Below are 17,734 nucleotides of genomic sequence, written 5' to 3' on the forward strand. Positions count from 1 at the left end.
CTGTCTCGCGTCAAGTAGTTGGCAGGATTTCTTCGGTTTCGAAGTTGGGGATGGTGGGGTCGGCCAGGCCGACGTAGACCTCGGCGGGTCGGTTCCAGGCGATCGCCTCGTGCGGGCGGACGTGGTTGTAGTCCTGCCGGTACGCGTTGATCTGATCGACGAGGGCGAGGCCGTCGACGATCTCTTCGCGGAACAGCCATTCGTATTTCAAAGTGCCGAAGCCGCGTTCCCGTGACCCGTTCTGCCCGGGCGTGCGAACCCGGGTGCGGACGTGCTTGAGTTCGGGGTGGCGCATGATGAACAGCTCGAACGTGGCTGAGCGGAATGGGCCGCCGTTGTCCGTGACGATTGTCACGACCGGCAGCAGCTCGCCGGTGGCTTCGTCGATCTGACAGTCGTCGACCAGCGGGTGACCGAGCAGCATCTCCGCCTCGGCGAGTGCGAGCTCGACGGCGGCGACGGCGTCGTGCATGTTCGCCGTCGGAGACACGTGCGCGTCGAACTCGTACTTGGCCCAGTAGTCCCGGCATGACGCGATCCGCCACGTCCCGCCGGTGGTGGTCTCGTACTCGGAGAAGTCGAGCTGCCAGACTTGGTTCGGCCCGGTCGGTTCTTTCGCGAACGCGGCCTTGCGGCGCTCGGCGAGCTTGCGGCGTTCCCGCTGGTAGTTCGCTTCCAGGATCAGGCCCTCGTCGCGCAGCAACCGCAGCACGGTCGCCTGGGAGACCCGGTGCCCGTCATGACGGGTCATCGCCCAGATCTTCCGATGCCCCCACGCCGGATGCGCGGCCGCGTGAGCGATGACGACGTCACGGACAGCGACTCGGGCTGGCTGCGGCCACGGGCCCTTCGGCGGCCGGTCGATCTTCGCCTTGGCCTGCCAGCGCCGCCAGGTGCGTTCGGGCATGTCGATCAGTTCACAGAACCTCGAAGTCGACATGCCCGCCTCGGTGCGGATCACCTCAAGGTCCGAGAAGGGCCCAAGCGGCCCTCTCGAGCTGCTGCTCCCGGGAAGTGGGCTTGGACTTGCCCGCCTCGATCCCGGCCTTGCCACCCTCAAGGAATTGCCGCTTCCAGTTCCCGATGGCCTGCTCGGAAACCTTCTCCCGGCGGGCTGCCTCGGCGATCATGATCTCGCCTTGCAACACGGACAACACGATGCGGAGCTTCTTCTCCGCGGGGATCGTCGGTGGACGACTCATGACATTCAGACCTTTCAGCTGGGGCGTTGCATCAGCAACCAACTACCCCTGCCAAACATTCTGACGCGCGACAGGAGCACCACATCGAGGCGCTGACCACGGCCGCGCGCAACCTCACGGGCGCACAACGAGCCGCGTTCGCCCGCTACGTCGAAGACCGCATCCGGGGATGGTGAGATCCCCAACTCCCCGCAACGCAGCGGCGCCAGCAACCCGCACCCCGCCGCGGGACTGCTGTCGGCGGCGCTCGAATTCTGGACGCTTCTGGCGTTCGAAAAGTGAACGGTTGCGGGCAGTCTAGTCAGGCGGGTCGGTGATGTCGGGGCGGGTGCTGGGGAGGCTGTCGATACCGCGGCCGCGGAGCCTGTAGCTGGCGCCCTTGAGGGTGATGACGTCGGCGTGGTGGACGATGCGGTCGATCATCGCGGCGGCGACGGCTTGGTCTCCGAACACGGTGCCCCAGCCGGAGAACGGCAGGTTCGACGTCAACACGAGCGAGGCTTGTTCGTAGCGGGACGACACGAGTTGGAAGAACAGGTTCGCGGAGTCCTGCTCGAACGGGAGGTAGCCGACCTCGTCGACGATGATCAGCCCGTAACGGCGTAGCCTGGCGAGTTCGTGCGGCAGCCGGCCTTGCCGGTGCGCGTCGCCCAGGCGGGTGACCCAGTCGGTCGCGGTCGCGAACAGGACCCGGTGGCCCTGGTGGGCGGCGATGACGCCGAGCGCGGTGGCGAGGTGGGTCTTCCCGGTGCCGGGCGGGCCGAGTAGAACGACGTTGCGGGCTTCGTGGAGGAACGCTCCGGAGGCGAGTTGGGCGACTTGCTGCCGGATGGTGGGCTGCTGGTCCCAGTCGAAGTCCTCGATGGTCTTGACTGCGGGGAACCCGGCCGCGCGGATGCGTAACCGGGCGCCGGAGGCGTTGCGGGCGGACACTTCGCGTTCCAGGACGGCGGCGAGGTAGTCCTCGAACGACCATCCCGCGGTGCGTGCCTGTTCCGCGAGACGTTCAGCGGCTTCGAGGATCCGTGGGGCTTTCAACGCGCCGGCGAGGTGGGTGAGCTGCTTGACCGTCTCGGTCTGCCCTTTCGCCATCAGAGTGTTCCTCCGATCCCGAACGCGCGGTCGTAGTCGGACAGATCCCGGGTGAGGTCATCGCCCACCGCGACGGGACGCGGGGCCCGGAACTGCTCCCGCAGGGTTTTCGCGACAGCCACATGCACTGAGTCGGTGATCGTCATCCCGCGCGCCCAGACCCGCTCATGCTCCGCGACCAACCGGCCGTCCACGCGAACCCGGACGCTGTCGAGATCCGCGCTGACGTCGACGAGCCGCCCGACGGCGCGGGGATCGACGGAGTAGTCGTTCGTGTCGACGCGGACGTAGTAGTCCCGCCCGAGCCGGACCCGGTTCCGCCAGCCCAGGTGCAACGGGACCGGCGGCAACGGCAGCATCGCCGCCCGATCCGCGTCCAATCCCGACGCCGGCGACGCCTTCAACGTCCGGACCGTCCGGACATTGGCGGTTGCGAGCCAGTGCGCGAACTGGGTGTTGAAGTCCGCCGGGGACGTGAACGATCGGCCGGGCATGAACGACGTCTCGAACCAGCCGTTACGGCGTTCAACGATGCCCTTCGACTCCGGGTCTCGAGGAGGCAACAGCACCAGCTTCGCCGCGAGGGTGCCCATGAATGACGCGACGCCCTCCGCCCGGCGCGGGCCGCGGCCGATGCCGGGCTCGTTGTCCCAGATGAAGCGGCGCGGAACCGCGCCGATCTGCTGCAGCAGCTCCCACGTGCCCAGCAGCAGATCCTCCGTCTTCCGAGTCGGGATCATCCGCGCGGCGACGAACCTCGAATACGCGGCGGTGATCACCAGAACCGGCAACATCTTCGATGAACCGTCCTCCAGCGGGATCCGCCGAGGCGGGAACCAGAGATCACACTGCGCGGCATCCCCCGGCTCCCAGACAAGACGGTCCGCGGGATCGATGCGACGCTGCTCCGGACGCAGACGCTTCACGTTCTCCCGGAACCAGCGGATCGACCCCTCCCAGCCGACCCGCTCCGCCAACACCGTCGCCGGCATGTCCGGCGTCTGGCGCAGCAACTCCTTCACCCGTTCCTCGACCGGCGTGAACGACGTCGCCGTCGGCGTCCGCCCGTACTTCGGCGGCGAATCAGACCCCAACGCCGCGTAGACCGTCGTACGCGACACCCCCAACCGCCGCGCAATCTGCGCCTTCGAGACCCCCTCCGCAGCCAGCCTCCGGATCAGCGCCCAGTCCTCCAAAGTGATCACACTCCAATCGTTGAGTGTTCACTTTTCGAGCGCCGAAACTGTCCAGTTTTCGAGCGCCGCCGACAACTGCTGAAGGTCTTGGTGACTCTTCTTGTTAGGCCGCGGATGCGGCCGGTTTGGTCATGATGGCTTCGAACTCGACGGGCGTCAACTTGCCGAGGACACGTTGCCGGCGACGCCGGTGGTAGGTCCGCTCGATCCAGGTCACGATCGCGAGGCGGAGGTCGTCTCGGGTGGACCAGCGGTGGCTGTTGAGCACGTTCTTCTGTAGCAGAGCGAAGAAGGATTCCATCGCGGCGTTGTCGCCGGCCGCGCCGACTCTGCCCATCGAACCGGCGAGGCCGTGCCGGTCAAGTTCGGCTTGGAAACGCCGTGAACGAAACTGGCTGCCCCTGTCGCTGTGGACGGTCGTGCCGGTCGGGTTGCGACGCTGGATCGCCATCCGCAGGGCCGAGACGGCGAGTTCTGACGTCATCCGTTCGTTGATGGAGTATCCGACGATTCGGTTCGACCAGACGTCCTTCACGGCGCAGAGATAGACCTTCCCCTCGCCGGTCGGGTGCTCGGAGATGTCGGTGAGCCAGAGCCGGTCAGGGCCGGTCGCGGTGAACTCCCGCCTGACGAGATCGTCGCGCACCGGCGGGCCGACCAGGCGCCCCTTGCCGCGTCGTTTGCGGACGAACGCGCTGAAGATCTCGTTCTCCGAGCACACCCGCCACACCCGCCTCTCCGATGCGGTGAACCCCGCCTCGGCGAGCTCGTCGGCGATGAACCGGTATCCGAACGCGGGATCGTCAGCGTGCACATCGATCGCCGCGTTGATCAGGTGCGCATCGTCCCAGTCCCGTCGCGAGACGGGAGCCTGCAGCCACCGGTAATAGGGCTGTTTCGCGAACTTCAGCACCCGACACGTCACCGCGACGGGGATCCCGTCGACGGCGAGTTCGCTCACGAGCGGGTAGAGCCTTTTGGGCCGGACAGGTTCGCCTGCGACAGATACGCCGCAGCCCGGCGAAGGATCTCGACCTCCTGCTCGAGCAGCTTCACCCGCTTGCGCAGCTCACGGTTCTCGACCGCGTCGCTCGAGCTGACACCGGGCCGCCGACCACCGTCGACCTCGGCGATCTTGACCCATCGCTGCACGCAGGACTCAGAGATCCCGAAGTCCTTCGCGATCTGCGCGAAGGAGGACTCCCGCTTCAACGCGATAGCAACGACGTCGTCCCGGAACTCCTTGGGGAACGGCTTAGGCATGAGGACATCCTTCCAGCGGTGACGAATCACCACAGATCAGGAGTCTCCTAAACCCTCAGCAGTCCCCGCTGTCCACCCCCCGACGTAAGGTCACCACATGTCCACCCGCGACGACCACCACATCGACTGGGCAACCGTCTCCCGCTGGGTCGACGAGCACCGTCCCGACCTCGCCCCCACCCTCGAGCCCCAGCACTCGCCGCAGAGTGCTGCCGCCGACGATGTCGACAGCAAGTGAGAACTGACCACCGCCCCAGCTAGGCCTGGCCTCGCCGAGCGCCAGCAATCCTCATCCATCCGCTCGCCAATGTCTCCCCGTTCTGATATTGTTGTGGATGTCAGATACACAACATATAGGAGGATGAGATGACCATCACGGCCTGGATCGCGACCCACAGCGACGGCACCACCTGCACGGTCGCCACCACCACGGCGAACTGCCCGCACAATCACACGTACACGGCGCCCACCGACGCGCCGGGCACAAAGGGCCTGCTGATCACGACGGCCGGTGAACTCGCGATCGCGGCGTTCGCCGAGCTCGAGGACTACCAGCGCGCGGTCGGCGGCTACATCGAGACCGTCAGCCTCGACGATCGCCACGATCTCATCGCCAACGAGGAGGGGCTGATCCAGCGCCTGCCGATGAACCTCCTCGCCAGCACGATCGCGAAGCGCCCACTCGTCGGGGACGTCGTGATCGTCGGGTTTGACGATGCCTCGGGCGATTTCGTCGACGTCGACGACTCGATCGTCGACAGCATCCGCCGCGCGTTCAGCGCGTGATGCCCCAGCCGGCGTCGCCGACGTCCACCGCCTGCCAGCGGTGGACGCTCGGCCGGCACTCCTGGCGCCACGCCTCCGAAGGCGGGTTCGATCGCAGGCGGTTCACCGTCGCAGTGATCCCCGAGGCAGTCGCGCGCGCGTTCGTGTGCCGCCACCACTACAGCGCTTCCTACCCCGCCGCCCGCCTCGCGTGGGGCCTGTTCACCGACGACGAGGCCCTCGTCGACGACGGCCCTCTGACCGGGGTGGCCGTCCTGTCGGTGCCCATGCGCGCAGCCGTTCTCACCAACGTCTTCCCCGACCTCGAGCCGTTCACCGAATCGCTCGAGCTCGGCCGCTTCGTGCTCACCGACGCCGTGCCCGCGAACGCCGAATCCTGGTTCCTCGCGCAGGTCTGGCGCCAGGCTGCCGCGGCCAGCCTCCGCGGGGTGGTCACCTTCGCCGATCCTCTGCAGCGGCAGCGCGCGATCGCCGACGTCGATGAGGACGGCCAATCGGTCACCCGCGTCGAGACGATCACCCCCGGCCACGTCGGGGTGATCTACCAGGCCACCAACGCCGTCAGCCTCGGCCGCTCCACCGCCCGCACGATCAACTACGTCCCCTCCGCCGGGCTCGTCCTCCCCGAACGCACCCTCTCGAAGATCCGCACCGGCGAGCAGGGCTGCGAAGCCGCAGAGCGCCACCTGGTGACCCTCGGCGCACGAGCCCGCCGAGCACACGAGGACACCCGCAGCTGGCTGCGCACAGCGCTCGAGGAGATCGGGACGCAGAAGATCCGCCACCCCGGCAACCACCGCTACGCCTGGGCGCTCGGCAACGCTCGCCAACGGCGCCGGCAGCTGATCGCGCTCGAGCGGACGCCCTACCCCAAAGCTGCCCGCGATCTCCTGCAGCACATCCCGTCGATCGGGGCTTGACCCCGCGCGCTCATCCGACTAGTGTTGTGCATGTCAGATACACAACTTAGGTCGACGGGGAGTTCTCGTCGACACGGCGAGCACTCTCCCGAGTGACACGCGACCGCGAGCCGGCCGGCACAGGCCCCGGCCCGCGGCCGCTCCACCCTCGCCGTCCGCGAACGGCCGGGGAACCGGCCTATATGCAGTGAGACCCGGGAGGTCACCCAATGAAGCTCACCCGCACCGCAGGCGCAGCCGCCGGCGTCGTCGGCATCGCCGCGGCCGCCGCGCTGCTGCTGTGGCCGGCCCCGCACGCCGGCGACAGCCTCTCCCCCGTCACGCTCCCCACGGCGACTTCGACAACCGCACAGTCCTCCCCAATGTCTGCCGCGGCCGAGGAGTACTCGCGGGAGGAGTTCGGCCCTCGCTGGGCCGACGTCGACCGCAACGGCTGCGACACCCGCAACGACATCCTCGGACGCGATCTCGTCGACGTCGTCCACAAGCCCGGAACCAACGACTGCGTCGTGCTCACCGGCATCCTGCACGACCCATTCACCGGGGAGACGGTCACCTTCACCCGTGTCAACGAGGGCTACCAGCCCGTGCAGATCGACCACATCTTCCCTCTCGCGGTCGCCTGGTCATCCGGCGCCGCCAGCTGGACGACCGAGCAGCGCACGCAGTTCGCGAACGATCCCGCCAACCTGCAGGCCACCACCGCCAACCAGGTGAAGGGAGACAGCACCCCGAGTGAATGGCTGCCCACCGGCGCCGCGGCCTGCACCTACGCAACCCGCTACCTCGAGGTCACCGACACCTACGCCCTCGAGATCTCCGCAGCCGACCTCAGCGCCCTCGACGAGGCGCTGACCCGCTGCCCGAGCACTCGATAACCCAGGAGACCGACATGAGCCTCACCCTCCGGCGCATCAGCGACGAGACCGGCACCAACTACACCGACCTGTTCGCTGATCTCGACCCCGACAGCTTCGACCTGCTGCCCGGCGAGCTCGGCCCCCGCGGTGTCGACGCCATGGTCCCCAACGCGCCCCACTCCCCCCGCGCCAACGCGGACGGCCCACTCGGGGCGGTCATCGTCCGGTGGATTCAGTCGCGGGTCGACACCCCTGCCGACCGATACGGCTGGCAGTACCTCGACGCCGCCGACGTCCACACCATCGCCTACCTCGACGACGCCAGCGGCGAGCTCGAGTTCATCAACATCTTCGGCCACGTCGAGCACGGCCGGCGCGGCTACCGACTGCGGACCATCGCCGACGCCCTCGGCCTGCTCATCGAGCACGACCTGCACTGAGAGGACACCACCGATGTCGACCCTCGATCTCCTCACCGACACCTTTCCGCACGGAACCCCGGACGGCTATCGTCTCGGCTGCCGCACCGCGGCGTGCCCGGCCGTCCTGCCCTGCCGTGCGGTGCACAGCCGCTACTGCGGCGACTTCACCTTCGCCAAGCTCATCGACGCCGGCGTGCCGCTGGCCGAGATCCTCGAGCGCGACGCCGCCGAGAAAGAGAGCATCCGCCACCGCGACCAGATCGCCGCCCGCAAGGCACGACGAGCAGCTGCACAGCCGAAGGCGGCGGCGCGAACGAAGACGGCGACCCGGCCTCGCGCCGCGGGAACCACGACGTCGCCCCGGCCGAAGCCGGCCGCCGCACAGCAGCCCGCTCGCACATCCCGGCCGCAGCGCCCCCACCCCGGGCACAAGTGGCTCGCCGAGGCGACCGAGGCGATCGCGCAGCTGCCGGCAGACATGCAGGCGCAGCGTCGGGAGGATCTCGCCCAGTACCGACGCGACCTCGATCGTCACGTCGCAGAGCTCGCCCAGTGGCAGGAGCGACGGGACGCGGCCCGCGCTCACCTGAAAGCCGCGGCCTCGACACTCAAGACCGCGACGATCGCCTCCGGCACCGGCCTGTCTGTTAGCGGCGCGATCGAGAACGCGCTGCACGCCGCCACCATCCAGCACCAAGCGGCGACCGACACGCTCGCGCAGGTCGACCAGCAGAAGCCTCCGGCACCGGCCAAGCCCCGCGCACCGCGGCCGCCTCGTGCGCCTCGCATCAGCAAACCCCGTCAGCTGCAGCCGCACGGCACGAACGCCTGCCGAGCTCGCGGCTGCGACCGTCCCGAGTGCATCGAAGCGGGCCGCGAGTATCACCGGATCTGGATGCAACAGCGCCGCGCCGAAAGCATCCCCCTCGAGCACCACGGCACCGCCTACGGGTATCAGCTGGGATGCAAAGACCGGGAGACCTGCCCCGCAGAGATCTCCTGCGCCGACGCCTCCCTCGCCGAAGAGCGCCGCCGGCGCCGCGAAGCCGGCATCGGCGAGCAAGCTCCTCGCGTCCCCGCCGAACCCGTCCGCGAGCACGTCCGTCAGCTGATGGCCGGCGGCATGACCGTCCTGGGCATCGCGGAGAAGGCGGGCGTGTCCAAGACCGGGGTGAAGATCCTGCTCTACGGACGCTCGGGCGCACGCAAGGGCGAACTCCCCCGCGAGATCGAAGAGACCAAGGCGCAGCGCATCCTCGCGCTGCAGCCCGCCGACGCCACCCTGGCGATCTCCGCCTGATCCCCTCGACGCCCACCCGGTAGCATCGAGGCCTGGGCACCCGTCCGTAGAGCATCCTCTGTTCGCAGTGGTGCCGCCCTCCCAGTTGTGTATCTGACAATCCGCATCTGAGTTGGCTCCGGACGGGTGCCCTTTCTCTTTGCCTGCAGACGCGGATTACTCGTCGTCGTCGTCGCCGATCGCGATAAACCGGAACTCCGGGTGCCGACGTCGCGCCGACGCCAGCAGGGCATCCATCTCCCCGGTCGCCGAGTGAGTGCGAACGGTCAGCTGCTCGCCGGAGAGCCGGTACGTCGCCAGCGCCATATCGAGCAGTCGCGTCGCTACACCCTTCCCGCGCCAAGCCTCATCGACCTCGACGTGCTCGAGGTAGAGATCCTGGTCGTCGATCCACCGCATCACGAGCGTTCCGTGCGTCACCCCGGCCCTGTCCTCCTCCCAACACGCCACCCGCGAGGGCTCTTTCCTCGCCTGCATCACCACGTACTCGTCCATGTCGCTCTCCCGTTCGATCGTGAGCACCTTCACTAAGAAATATCGGCCGCGCGGCTCCCGAACCGTGAAGCGTCCCTGTCCTCGTCGACGAGGCCCACCCACTGTGCGGCCAGACACTCACGACCCGGAGAACCACCGAGCCGGCGCGGCCGCCGCCCACTGATCCAACGCCGGCGACGAGTACCCGAAGTAACGCAGGATCAGCAGCGCGGCGTTGTAGGCGAAGAGGCACCCCAGCCTCACCTGGAAGTTGATCACCCGCGGGATCGCGGGGTAGTCGGTTGACGTGATCCCGTCTTCATCCCTCGTTGTGGACTGGAAGGCGAGCGAGATCACCGAGGGGTGCGTGTTGTCGGAGAGCACGTCGTACAGCGCTGCGGCCCCGGTCATGTGGAGCTCGAGAAAGAGACCGATCGACTTGCCCAGGGGCAGCATCGGCTCGCCGCCGATCCGCCACTCGTCAATCTGCTGCGGGTTGTCCAGAGGAGTGTCGACGTCGTCGAAGAGCTCACGGATGCGGGCGAGGAGCTCGTCGCGCTTGCCCTTGAACTGCTTCGCCCGGGGCTTGTCCCACTTGCCGGCTGTGAACCGCTGCCGCTGTATCGCCGCCAGGTGATCGAGCATTTCACGTGCGACCCTGCGGGTGCCCGCCTCCGCCTCCGGGAGCGGCTCAAGCAGCCACGCGACTCGACCGGCGTACTCGAGCTCCGATCTCACCAGCGGCCAAACACCCAGAGGAATCATCGGCTCAGCGCGCAGCAACGTCACCACGGACCGCAGCTGCAGCACGATCGCGTTGACCAGGTTGCCCGCCATCTGGCCATGGGCGTACTCGAGGTTCCGCGGCCGGTTCTCCGGGAACGCCTGCACGATCGCACGGGCGTCGAGCGCGGATGCCGAGTCCGGTGCTGCGCCGGCACCGGACTGAGCCGAATCCTCGTGCCATGCGGCGATGAGCGCCTCGCACACCTCCGCGAGCTTTATCGGGCTCAGGTCGCCGTCGTCGCTCGCCGCCGCCCGGTCGTAAGTGGTCATCTACCCAATTCCTTGTCGTCGTTGTCGCTGTAATCCGCTACAAGATGTCCAACCCCGGCCCAGTAGTTCTCAGTCGCAATAAGCCTCGAGGACCACCTCGATCAAGGCCATTTAGAGCCTCCGCTGCACTACCGCCTCGTCTATGTGCGCGGCGGAAAGGGCGGTTCTGTGGAGGACGGTGACGGCGATCGCGCCAAGGATCGCGAGTCCGAGGAGCGCGATGGCGGCGATCGGCAGGCCGATGGCGCCGAGCCATCCGGCGATCGGGTAGCTGATCAGAAAGCAGCCGTGGGACAGGGCGAACTGAGCGGTGTAGACCAGGTTGCGGTTGGCGGGGGTGGATGCGTCGGCGAGAAGCCGCGACGAGGGGGTATTGATCAGTGATGTGCTGGCTCCGAGGAGCGCCCAGGTGGCGAGCAGCGCCCACCACCCCTCCCCCGTCGATACCGCGACGACCGTCATGGCGACAGCGGCGCCCATGGCGGCGACGAGGAGCCAAGCACCGATGCTCATGGTGCGGAGCACTCCGATTCTGTCCACGATCCAGGGGACGTTCAGCGCGACGACGAGGGACCCGACACCGTACGCGCCGAGCGCGAGGGCGAGCGCGGAGTCATCGAGGCCGAACACGCCCTTGGCGTAGACGACGGAGTTGACCAGGACAATCGCGGTGCCGGCTGCGACGACGATGTTAGCGGCCATCAGGAAGCGGAGGCTGGGGGTGCGGGCGAAGACGCGCAGGCCGGTGGGCAGCCGTTCCCAGAAGGTACCGGTGATCGCCTCCGGGACGTGAGCGGGGAGGCGGGCGATGAGGACGAGGGTGGCGGAGGCTGCGAAACCGAGCGCGGTGCCGATGAACAGGTTGTTGTAGCTGATCACGGTGAGCAGGGCTGCGGCGATGACAGGGCTGAGGATCGAGTCCAGGTCGTAGGCGAGGCGGGAGAGCGCGAGCGCACGGGTGTACTGCTGGAGGTCGGGCAGCACGCTCGGGATGAGCGATTGGAACGCGGGGGTGAAGGTCGCAGACGCGGATTGCAGCACGAACACGAGCAGGTAGATCTGCCAGGTGTCCTGGACGAAGGGCAGGGTGAGCGCGATCGCGAGTCGGACCGCGTCGGCGCCGACCAGGACGGCCTTTTTGGGGAGCCGGTCCACGAGCGCTGCGACCAGGGGTGCGACGCCGACGTAGGCGACCATCTTGATCGTCAGCGCGGTGCCGAGCACCGATCCGGCGGCGTCGCCGGCGATCTGGAACGCGAGCAGTCCGAGGGCGACGGTGAGCAGCCCGGTGCCGACCAGGGCGATGACCTGGGCGAAGAACAGCGCCCGGTACGTGCCGTTGCGGAGGACGGTGATCATGACGGCCCGGGTCGGGTGGTGTCGGCTTCGGTGTGGTGGTGCGGGACGGTGCCGCCAAGGGAGTGCTCTGCTTGGAAGATCGCGTCCGTGACGAGCTGGCGGGCGTGTTCGTCGGCGAGGGCGTAGAAGACGCGGGTGCCGTCTTGCCGGGTGGTGACCATGCGGGCCAGGCGCAGCTTGGCCAGGTGCTGGGAGACGGCGGCCGGGGACTTGTCGACGATGTCGGCGATGTGGTTCACGGACAGCTCCCCCGCCCCGTCCAGCGCGAGGATGATCCGCACGCGGGTGGCGTCGGCGAGCATGGTGAAGACCTCGACGGCGAGCTCGACGTACAGGCTGTCGGGGTCGCGACCGCACGTCTTGTTATCTGCATCCATACGCAGATTATTTCATATGGAGGGCGCGGCCGGCAGCTGACGAGAATGCTCAGTCGAGATGACGCGCGCGATGCAGCAGAGCATCCATGCCGAATTCGAGGTGCGCGGCGACGTTGTCGCCGAGGAAGAGATCGCGGACGCTGGTCAGGGCGGGGAACGAATGCGAGGCGAGTTCCTGCTCGAAACGGTGGGCGCCGTCCTCAGGGGTGGTCTGCTCTTCGTGGACGAGGCCGACCACGAGGTAGTTGAGACTCCAGAAGGTGGTGACCGCGAGGTCGGGGTCGACGCCGGCATCGAGCAGCGCGGCGATCACCGCCTCCCCCAGGCGCAGGGTGTTGGTCTCGGAGACCCGCGTGCCCGAGACGAGGTGCGCGCCGTCGCGGTGGTTCAGCAGGACCTGACGGTAGCGGCGGAAGATCTCCTTGACCCGGTCGATCGGCGGGTGCGGGAGGTCGTCGAAGGAGAGCTCGCCGAGGATGGCGTCGGCCATCAGGTCGAGCAGGCGCGCCTTGCTTCCCACCTGCAGTGACACCGAGTTGAGGTGGACGTCGAGGTGTCGGGCGATCCCCCGGAGGGTGATGGCGTCCGCTCCGTCGCGATCGAGCAGGAGCAGGGCGGCGTGGATGACGTCGCGGCGGGACAGTCGGTCGGCCACAGGGTTCTCCTCGGGGTTGGTCAGTGACCAACATTGTAGTAGCTTGGTCACCGACCAAGAGTGTTGGTCACTGACCAAGTGAGGGAGCAGGACATGGGTGCGGGTCACAATCACGGTGCGCCGGCGAGCGAGGCGGGAGCGCCTGGGGATCACCGGGCACGTCTGTGGATCGCGTTTGGTCTGACGACGACGATCGTGGTCGCGCAGGCGATCGGGTCTGTCGTCACCGGCAGCCTGGCGCTGCTGACGGACACCGCCCACGCGATCACCGACGCATCCGGACTGCTGGTCGCGCTGATCGCCGCGACCTTGATGCTGCGGCCGGCCAACCCGAAGCGGACCTGGGGGTTCCGGCGGATCGAGGTGATCGCCGCGCTCGGACAGGCCGCGCTGCTGCTGGTGGTCGGCACCTACGCCGCCATCGAGGGCATCCGGCGTCTGTTCGAGCCGCCGGAGGTCGCCGCCGGCGAGATGCTCGTGTTCGGCATCGTGGGACTGGCCGCGAATGTCGTGGCGATCGTGATCTTGTCGTCGAGCCGCGGCGCGAACTTCAACATGCGTGCCGCGTTCCTGGAGGTGATCAACGATGCACTCGGCTCCCTCGGAGTGATCGTGGCCGCGATCGTGATCGCCACGACCGGCTTCCAGCAGGCCGACGCGATAGCGGGCCTCCTGATCGCCGGGCTGATCGTGCCGCGCGCGATCATCCTGATGCGTGACACCACCCGGGTGCTCATGGAGTTCACCCCCGCCGGGCTCGACTTGGACGAGGTGCGCCGGCATATCCTCGAGCTCAAGCACGTCACCGACGTACACGACCTGCACGCGTCGACGGTCGCGACGGGCCTGCCCACCCTAACCGCCCACATCGTGGTCGAGGACGAGTGCTTCACCGATGGGCATGCCGCAGAGGTGTTGCACGAGGTCCGCGAATGCGTGGCCGGGCACTTCCCGGTGTCGATCCAGCACTCGACCTTCCAGGTCGAGACCGCGCACCTCACCGAGGACGAGTCGGCCCTGGTCCGGCACCGCTGAGCGCGGCTAGCAGCTCACGGGAGCAGTGTCTCGAAGGCCCCGCCGTGCTGATGCCGGTCCCAGATGGAGCCGGCGATCTGGGCGGCGTCGATGCTGGGGAAGCTGCCGTCCGCGTTCCATTCGGCGGCGGCGTCCGCGGCGGCGCTGCCCTCGATCATCGCGGCGACGAAGGTTGCCCCGACGAACACATCGCCGGCGAGCTCATCGCGCAGGGTAGCGAGGTAGTTGCGGGCGGCGGCCATCGCCGGGGCGGGACCACTCATCCCGGCGGGTGCGCCCAGGGCGCTGGCGCCGTTGACGTAGAAGATCGCACCGTGCTCGCTACCTCGGAGGTCCGCCAGGGTGAGTTGAACGGTGGTGATCAGCGGGTAGAGGAACAGGTCCGCGAAGGTGCGGGCCTGTTCGCTGGTGAGATCTGCCGCCGGGACGAATCCGTCGTCGGAGGCCGCGGTGAAGGCGATCGCGTCGATCCGCCCGAGCCGCTCGCGCACCTGGTCGATGACCGTGCGCAGCTCGTGCGGGTTTGTGATGTCGGCGGGGAACGCGGCGATCTCGCCGCCGTTGCGGCGGATGCTGTCGGCCAGAGCGGTGAGCGGGTCGGATCGGCGGGCGACGAGGGCGACGTTCCAGCCTTCGGCGGCGTAGGTGTGTGCGAGGGCGCGGCCGGTGCCGGGTCCGGCGCCGAGGATGAGCAGGGTGGCGGTCATGGGTGTCCTTCGGGGTGGGGTGGGTCAGTCGAGGCCGCGCGGGTGCTGCAGCGGGAGGGCAGCGACAGTGGGGTGGTCGAGACCGAGAACACCGGTCTTGGCGGCACCGCCGGGTGAACCGAGCTCGGTGAAGAACTCGACGTTGACGGTGTAGTAGTCGGCCCACTCGTCGGGGAGGTCATCTTCGTAGTAGATCGCTTCGACCGGGCAGACGGGCTCGCAGGCACCGCAGTCGACGCATTCGTCGGGATGGATGTAGAGCATCCGGTCGCCCTCGTAGATGCAGTCCACCGGGCACTCGTCCAGACAGGCGCGGTCGGTGACGTCCACGCAGGGCAGTGCGATCACATAGGTCATCAGTAGGGTCTACTCGGTGACGTTGATGATCATCGTGAGCCCGCCGGCGCCGTCGGTCTCGACGTTGTTGTTGGTCGTGTGGTGGTTGATGTGGCAGTGGATGAGCCACTTGCCGGGCTCCAGCGCCTCCCAGATCACGTCGTAGCGTTGACCGGGCCCGATGTTGATGGTGTCGGCTTTGAATTGTTGGTCTTCGGCGAGGGATTCACCGTCGCGGGCGACGACGGTGAACGGGCCGCCGTGGATGTGCATCGGGTGGATGCCGACGGTGTTCGAGCCGATGAAGCGGACCCTGAGGGTCTCGCCAACTTTCATGTCGATGGTTTCGGTGGCCGGGTACGCCTTGCCGTTGATGGTGAAGTAGTTCGGCATCCCTCCTTCCATCGGCATCGCCGGATAGGTCAGGCCTTCTCGGTTGAGCCATTCCTGCAGCTGGATCGTGTAATCGTGATCTGCTGGTGGCTGCTGGGACGGGTCGGCCGGGTCGATGATGAGGGCCCCGTAGAGGCCAAGGGATTGCTGCCGGTCGGCGTGGTCGTGGGAGTGGTAGAAGAAGGTGCCCCACTGCTTGACGGTGTACTCGTAGCTGTACGTGTCACCGGGCTCGATCGGGTCCTGGGTGATGCCGGCAGGGCCGTCCATCTCGTTGGGGACGTCCAGGCCGTGCCAGTGCACAGTGGTGGTTTCGCCGAGCTTGTTGGTGACGTCGATGCGGATCCGGTCGCCTTGGGTGAAGTTCAGCCGGGGCCCGGGCACCTGCCCGTTGTACGCGTATGCGTCGACGGCAACACCAGGGAGGATCTCCCATCGGATCAGGGAGACAGTGAGCTCGTAGATCTTCACGCCATCCTCGATCCGGGAAGGCTCGAGGACCTCGTCACCACGGGTGTCCACGTCGTAGGCGCTGGTGACGTCCCGCGGATCGACCGCAGCCATGTCCTCCATCGCCTCGGCGGGAGTGTCGCGGGTCATGATCATGCCCGGCGGCATGATCAGACCTCCGACGTCTTCGGCGCTGAGGGTCATGTTGACCGCGTTGGCGGGGGCGACCATGCCCACGATCAGTGCGATCGTCGCGAACGAGGCAACGACGGTCAGCTGCGGCACAGTGACCTTGCTTGCCCCATTGGGCTGATGCTGCTCATGCTCGGATGGCTGTTGCGCATCGTCATGCCCCGCTCCGGATCCGGCGGCCATCGCCGCGTGCCCGGCGTGTTCAGGCTGCGGATCGGTGGCCGGCTCCTTGCGCTGAGTCATCAGTCCGTGCTTGATGCCCTTCTTCACCATCCACACGTTGGAGGGGTAGGCCAGCGCAAAGCCGGCGGCAACACCGACGGACATCACGGCCCAGAAGATGAGTTCAGTGGGGACCATGGCCCGCATGTCCCGCCCCATCATCAGCAGCGACATCACCGGCGCCATCCCGGCCATCATGAAGTTCATGCTGATGAATTCCGGCAGGAACGAGCGGCGCACGTTCTGCCAGTAGGTGCCTCCCATCATGTTCTTCATGAACAGGGCCTGGAAGATGAAGAGCCCGAAAGCGAATCCGGCGATGTACTCGATGATCAGATCGAGCCACATCGGCAGGCCCAGGGTAGAGACGATCACCGCGGCGGCGATGATTCCCGTCGCGTCTCCGGCCACGCAGTGAATGGTCGATCCGATGCCCTGCTTCCAGAGGGGCTTTGTGAACTCTTCGTGCTCCCCCGGCCGTGGCTCCTTGTCCGCCAGGACATATAGGAGCGCACCGATGGGTCCGAGGTAGAGGGTGACGAGGATAAAGCCCCACTTCATCACGGTGGGCTCGGGGTTGCTTCGGAACTGGTCGACGCCGACCCAAAGGGTACTGATGGCTACAAGGACGAACCAGCCGACCAGGAAGTAGTCGATGGGTTGGATCAGCATGGCGCTCCTTTTCGCCGAGCCGGTCGGTGCGAAGGAGGCTCAGACCCGTATAGCCTACCCCCGCAGGGTATCCACGATTGGTGGTGTGCCTGCTCGTGCCCCTGGCTCCTCCGGCTGATTCATCAGCGTGATTGCTAAAGTGAGCGCCACCATGGTGTCGGCGCTGCGTTCTCCGGGAGACGCCCTGCGGGGCGATCGGTGGCTGGTGCTGCGTGCCATTACGGTGCTGGGCTTGGGGTTGCTGGTCTGCGCCGGGATCTTCTCGAGCACGCATGCCGAGGAGGGCTCCTCGGGAACGGGGACCGCGGTCAGTGTTGTCACCCCGGAGCTTGTGGCGGATGCGCCTGCAGGAGCAGCCGCTAGCGCGGAGACGGTCGCGGTGCCTACGGATGGGGCGCTCGGTGCAGCGGCATGTTTCATCGGGGTGCTGTGCACGCTGCTGATCTTTACCCTGATCCGCGCGTTCGTGTTGCGGGGGCGGGCCGCACCGTTGCGGGCGCCCCACGTGCGACGTCCGCTGCGCGCCATGCCCATGCCGGGCGGTGCGCCGCCCACGCCGATATCGCTCGTCCAGTTGTCGATTTCTCGAACCTGAGAACCGGGTCGCCGTCCCGTTGTGGGCGGCTCCTCCCCCGCCATCGGCGGGGATGATGACCTGCCGTTTTCGTGTTCTTGGAGAGCTTCGTGACTCATTTTTCGGGGGCGACGCCTGTCGCCGCTGCGGCCACCCCGCCGGGTGTGTGCCGTATTGACCTGTTTTTCTGC

General features: G+C 67.4%; 20 protein-coding genes and 1 pseudogene. 8 read left to right on the forward strand and 13 right to left on the reverse strand.

What is annotated here, in order from left to right; genetic code table 11:
* Nucleotides 1–10: 10 nt before the first annotated feature.
* The 5 genes and pseudogenes from AX744_RS17510 to AX744_RS17530 form a co-directional block, all read right to left on the reverse strand.
* Nucleotides 11–907 (reverse strand): integrase core domain-containing protein, encoded by an 897-nt coding sequence (locus AX744_RS17510; protein ID WP_231728849.1) that lies wholly within the window; start codon nucleotides 905–907, stop codon nucleotides 11–13.
* A 55-nt stretch (nucleotides 908–962) separates the two neighbouring features.
* Nucleotides 963–1,202 (reverse strand): transposase, encoded by a 240-nt coding sequence (locus AX744_RS17515; protein WP_197429274.1) that lies wholly within the window; start codon nucleotides 1,200–1,202, stop codon nucleotides 963–965.
* A gap of 297 nt (nucleotides 1,203–1,499) precedes the next feature.
* Entirely contained in the window at nucleotides 1,500–2,294 is a 795-nt protein-coding gene (gene istB, locus AX744_RS17520) for an IS21-like element helper ATPase IstB (protein ID WP_061018315.1), read from the reverse strand.
* On the reverse strand, nucleotides 2,294–3,490 hold the full coding sequence (istA, locus tag AX744_RS17525) for an IS21 family transposase (RefSeq protein ID WP_197429276.1): 1,197 nt from the start codon (nucleotides 3,488–3,490) through the stop codon (nucleotides 2,294–2,296). The genes istB and istA overlap by 1 nt, the downstream gene beginning before the upstream one ends.
* 103 nt (nucleotides 3,491–3,593) lie before the next feature.
* Nucleotides 3,594–4,753, reverse strand: a pseudogene (locus tag AX744_RS17530) (IS3 family transposase).
* Between the two features lie 97 nt (nucleotides 4,754–4,850).
* On the opposite strand from AX744_RS17530, the gene AX744_RS20385 reads away from it, so the two are divergent.
* The 6 genes from AX744_RS20385 (at nucleotide 4,851) to AX744_RS17560 (ending at nucleotide 9,041) form a co-directional block, all read left to right on the forward strand.
* Entirely contained in the window at nucleotides 4,851–4,991 is a 141-nt protein-coding gene (locus AX744_RS20385) for a hypothetical protein (protein ID WP_157543645.1), read from the forward strand.
* 128 nt (nucleotides 4,992–5,119) lie between these two features.
* Nucleotides 5,120–5,539 carry a DUF3846 domain-containing protein gene (locus AX744_RS17540; RefSeq protein WP_061018323.1) on the forward strand — a complete coding sequence of 140 codons (420 nt, stop codon included), beginning with the start codon at nucleotides 5,120–5,122 and terminating at the stop codon, nucleotides 5,537–5,539.
* A complete protein-coding gene (locus AX744_RS17545; RefSeq protein WP_061018326.1) occupies nucleotides 5,539–6,459 on the forward strand; it encodes a Mom family adenine methylcarbamoylation protein in 921 nt (306 codons plus the stop codon). Before AX744_RS17540 ends, AX744_RS17545 begins: the two co-directional genes overlap by 1 nt.
* A gap of 209 nt (nucleotides 6,460–6,668) precedes the next feature.
* A complete protein-coding gene (locus AX744_RS17550; protein ID WP_061018327.1) occupies nucleotides 6,669–7,337 on the forward strand; it encodes an HNH endonuclease family protein in 669 nt (222 codons plus the stop codon).
* Between the two features lie 14 nt (nucleotides 7,338–7,351).
* Entirely contained in the window at nucleotides 7,352–7,759 is a 408-nt protein-coding gene (locus AX744_RS17555; protein WP_061018329.1) for a hypothetical protein, read from the forward strand.
* 13 nt (nucleotides 7,760–7,772) lie between these two features.
* Nucleotides 7,773–9,041 carry a hypothetical protein gene (locus AX744_RS17560; RefSeq protein ID WP_061018331.1) on the forward strand — a complete coding sequence of 423 codons (1,269 nt, stop codon included), beginning with the start codon at nucleotides 7,773–7,775 and terminating at the stop codon, nucleotides 9,039–9,041.
* A gap of 156 nt (nucleotides 9,042–9,197) precedes the next feature.
* Here AX744_RS17560 and AX744_RS17565 read toward each other — a convergent pair whose 3' ends face one another.
* The 5 genes from AX744_RS17565 to AX744_RS17585 form a co-directional block, all read right to left on the reverse strand.
* Nucleotides 9,198–9,536 carry a GNAT family N-acetyltransferase gene (locus AX744_RS17565; protein ID WP_157543646.1) on the reverse strand — a complete coding sequence of 113 codons (339 nt, stop codon included), beginning with the start codon at nucleotides 9,534–9,536 and terminating at the stop codon, nucleotides 9,198–9,200.
* Between the two features lie 117 nt (nucleotides 9,537–9,653).
* Nucleotides 9,654–10,571 (reverse strand): hypothetical protein, encoded by a 918-nt coding sequence (locus AX744_RS17570; RefSeq protein ID WP_061018335.1) that lies wholly within the window; start codon nucleotides 10,569–10,571, stop codon nucleotides 9,654–9,656.
* Between the two features lie 111 nt (nucleotides 10,572–10,682).
* On the reverse strand, nucleotides 10,683–11,930 hold the full coding sequence (locus AX744_RS17575) for an MFS transporter (RefSeq protein WP_061018337.1): 1,248 nt from the start codon (nucleotides 11,928–11,930) through the stop codon (nucleotides 10,683–10,685).
* Nucleotides 11,927–12,307 carry an ArsR/SmtB family transcription factor gene (locus AX744_RS17580; protein ID WP_061018340.1) on the reverse strand — a complete coding sequence of 127 codons (381 nt, stop codon included), beginning with the start codon at nucleotides 12,305–12,307 and terminating at the stop codon, nucleotides 11,927–11,929. The genes AX744_RS17575 and AX744_RS17580 overlap by 4 nt, the downstream gene beginning before the upstream one ends.
* Nucleotides 12,308–12,356: 49 nt before the next feature.
* Nucleotides 12,357–12,962, reverse strand: coding sequence for a TetR/AcrR family transcriptional regulator C-terminal domain-containing protein (locus AX744_RS17585; RefSeq protein WP_061018341.1), 606 nt, complete (start codon nucleotides 12,960–12,962; stop codon nucleotides 12,357–12,359).
* Between the two features lie 93 nt (nucleotides 12,963–13,055).
* Between AX744_RS17585 and AX744_RS17590 the strand changes: the two genes are divergently transcribed.
* Entirely contained in the window at nucleotides 13,056–13,997 is a 942-nt protein-coding gene (locus AX744_RS17590) for a cation diffusion facilitator family transporter (protein ID WP_061018344.1), read from the forward strand.
* A 14-nt stretch (nucleotides 13,998–14,011) separates the two neighbouring features.
* On the opposite strand, the gene AX744_RS17595 is transcribed toward AX744_RS17590, so the two are convergent.
* From AX744_RS17595 to AX744_RS17605, 3 genes are read right to left on the reverse strand one after another with little or no spacing between them, the layout of a single operon-like run.
* A complete protein-coding gene (locus AX744_RS17595; RefSeq protein WP_061018346.1) occupies nucleotides 14,012–14,704 on the reverse strand; it encodes an SDR family NAD(P)-dependent oxidoreductase in 693 nt (230 codons plus the stop codon).
* A gap of 24 nt (nucleotides 14,705–14,728) precedes the next feature.
* Nucleotides 14,729–15,061: a ferredoxin gene (gene fdxA, locus AX744_RS17600; protein ID WP_061018348.1), complete on the reverse strand. Its 333-nt coding sequence runs from the start codon at nucleotides 15,059–15,061 to the stop codon at nucleotides 14,729–14,731.
* Between the two features lie 9 nt (nucleotides 15,062–15,070).
* On the reverse strand, nucleotides 15,071–16,969 hold the full coding sequence (locus AX744_RS17605; RefSeq protein WP_061018351.1) for a DUF4396 domain-containing protein: 1,899 nt from the start codon (nucleotides 16,967–16,969) through the stop codon (nucleotides 15,071–15,073).
* A 139-nt stretch (nucleotides 16,970–17,108) separates the two neighbouring features.
* On the opposite strand from AX744_RS17605, the gene AX744_RS17610 reads away from it, so the two are divergent.
* On the forward strand, nucleotides 17,109–17,564 hold the full coding sequence (locus AX744_RS17610) for a hypothetical protein (protein ID WP_157543647.1): 456 nt from the start codon (nucleotides 17,109–17,111) through the stop codon (nucleotides 17,562–17,564).
* Nucleotides 17,565–17,734: the final 170 nt, after the last annotated feature.

Source organism: Microbacterium sp. CCH5-D1 (assembly GCF_001557335.1).
Taxonomy (GTDB): domain Bacteria; phylum Actinomycetota; class Actinomycetes; order Actinomycetales; family Microbacteriaceae; genus Microbacterium; species Microbacterium oxydans.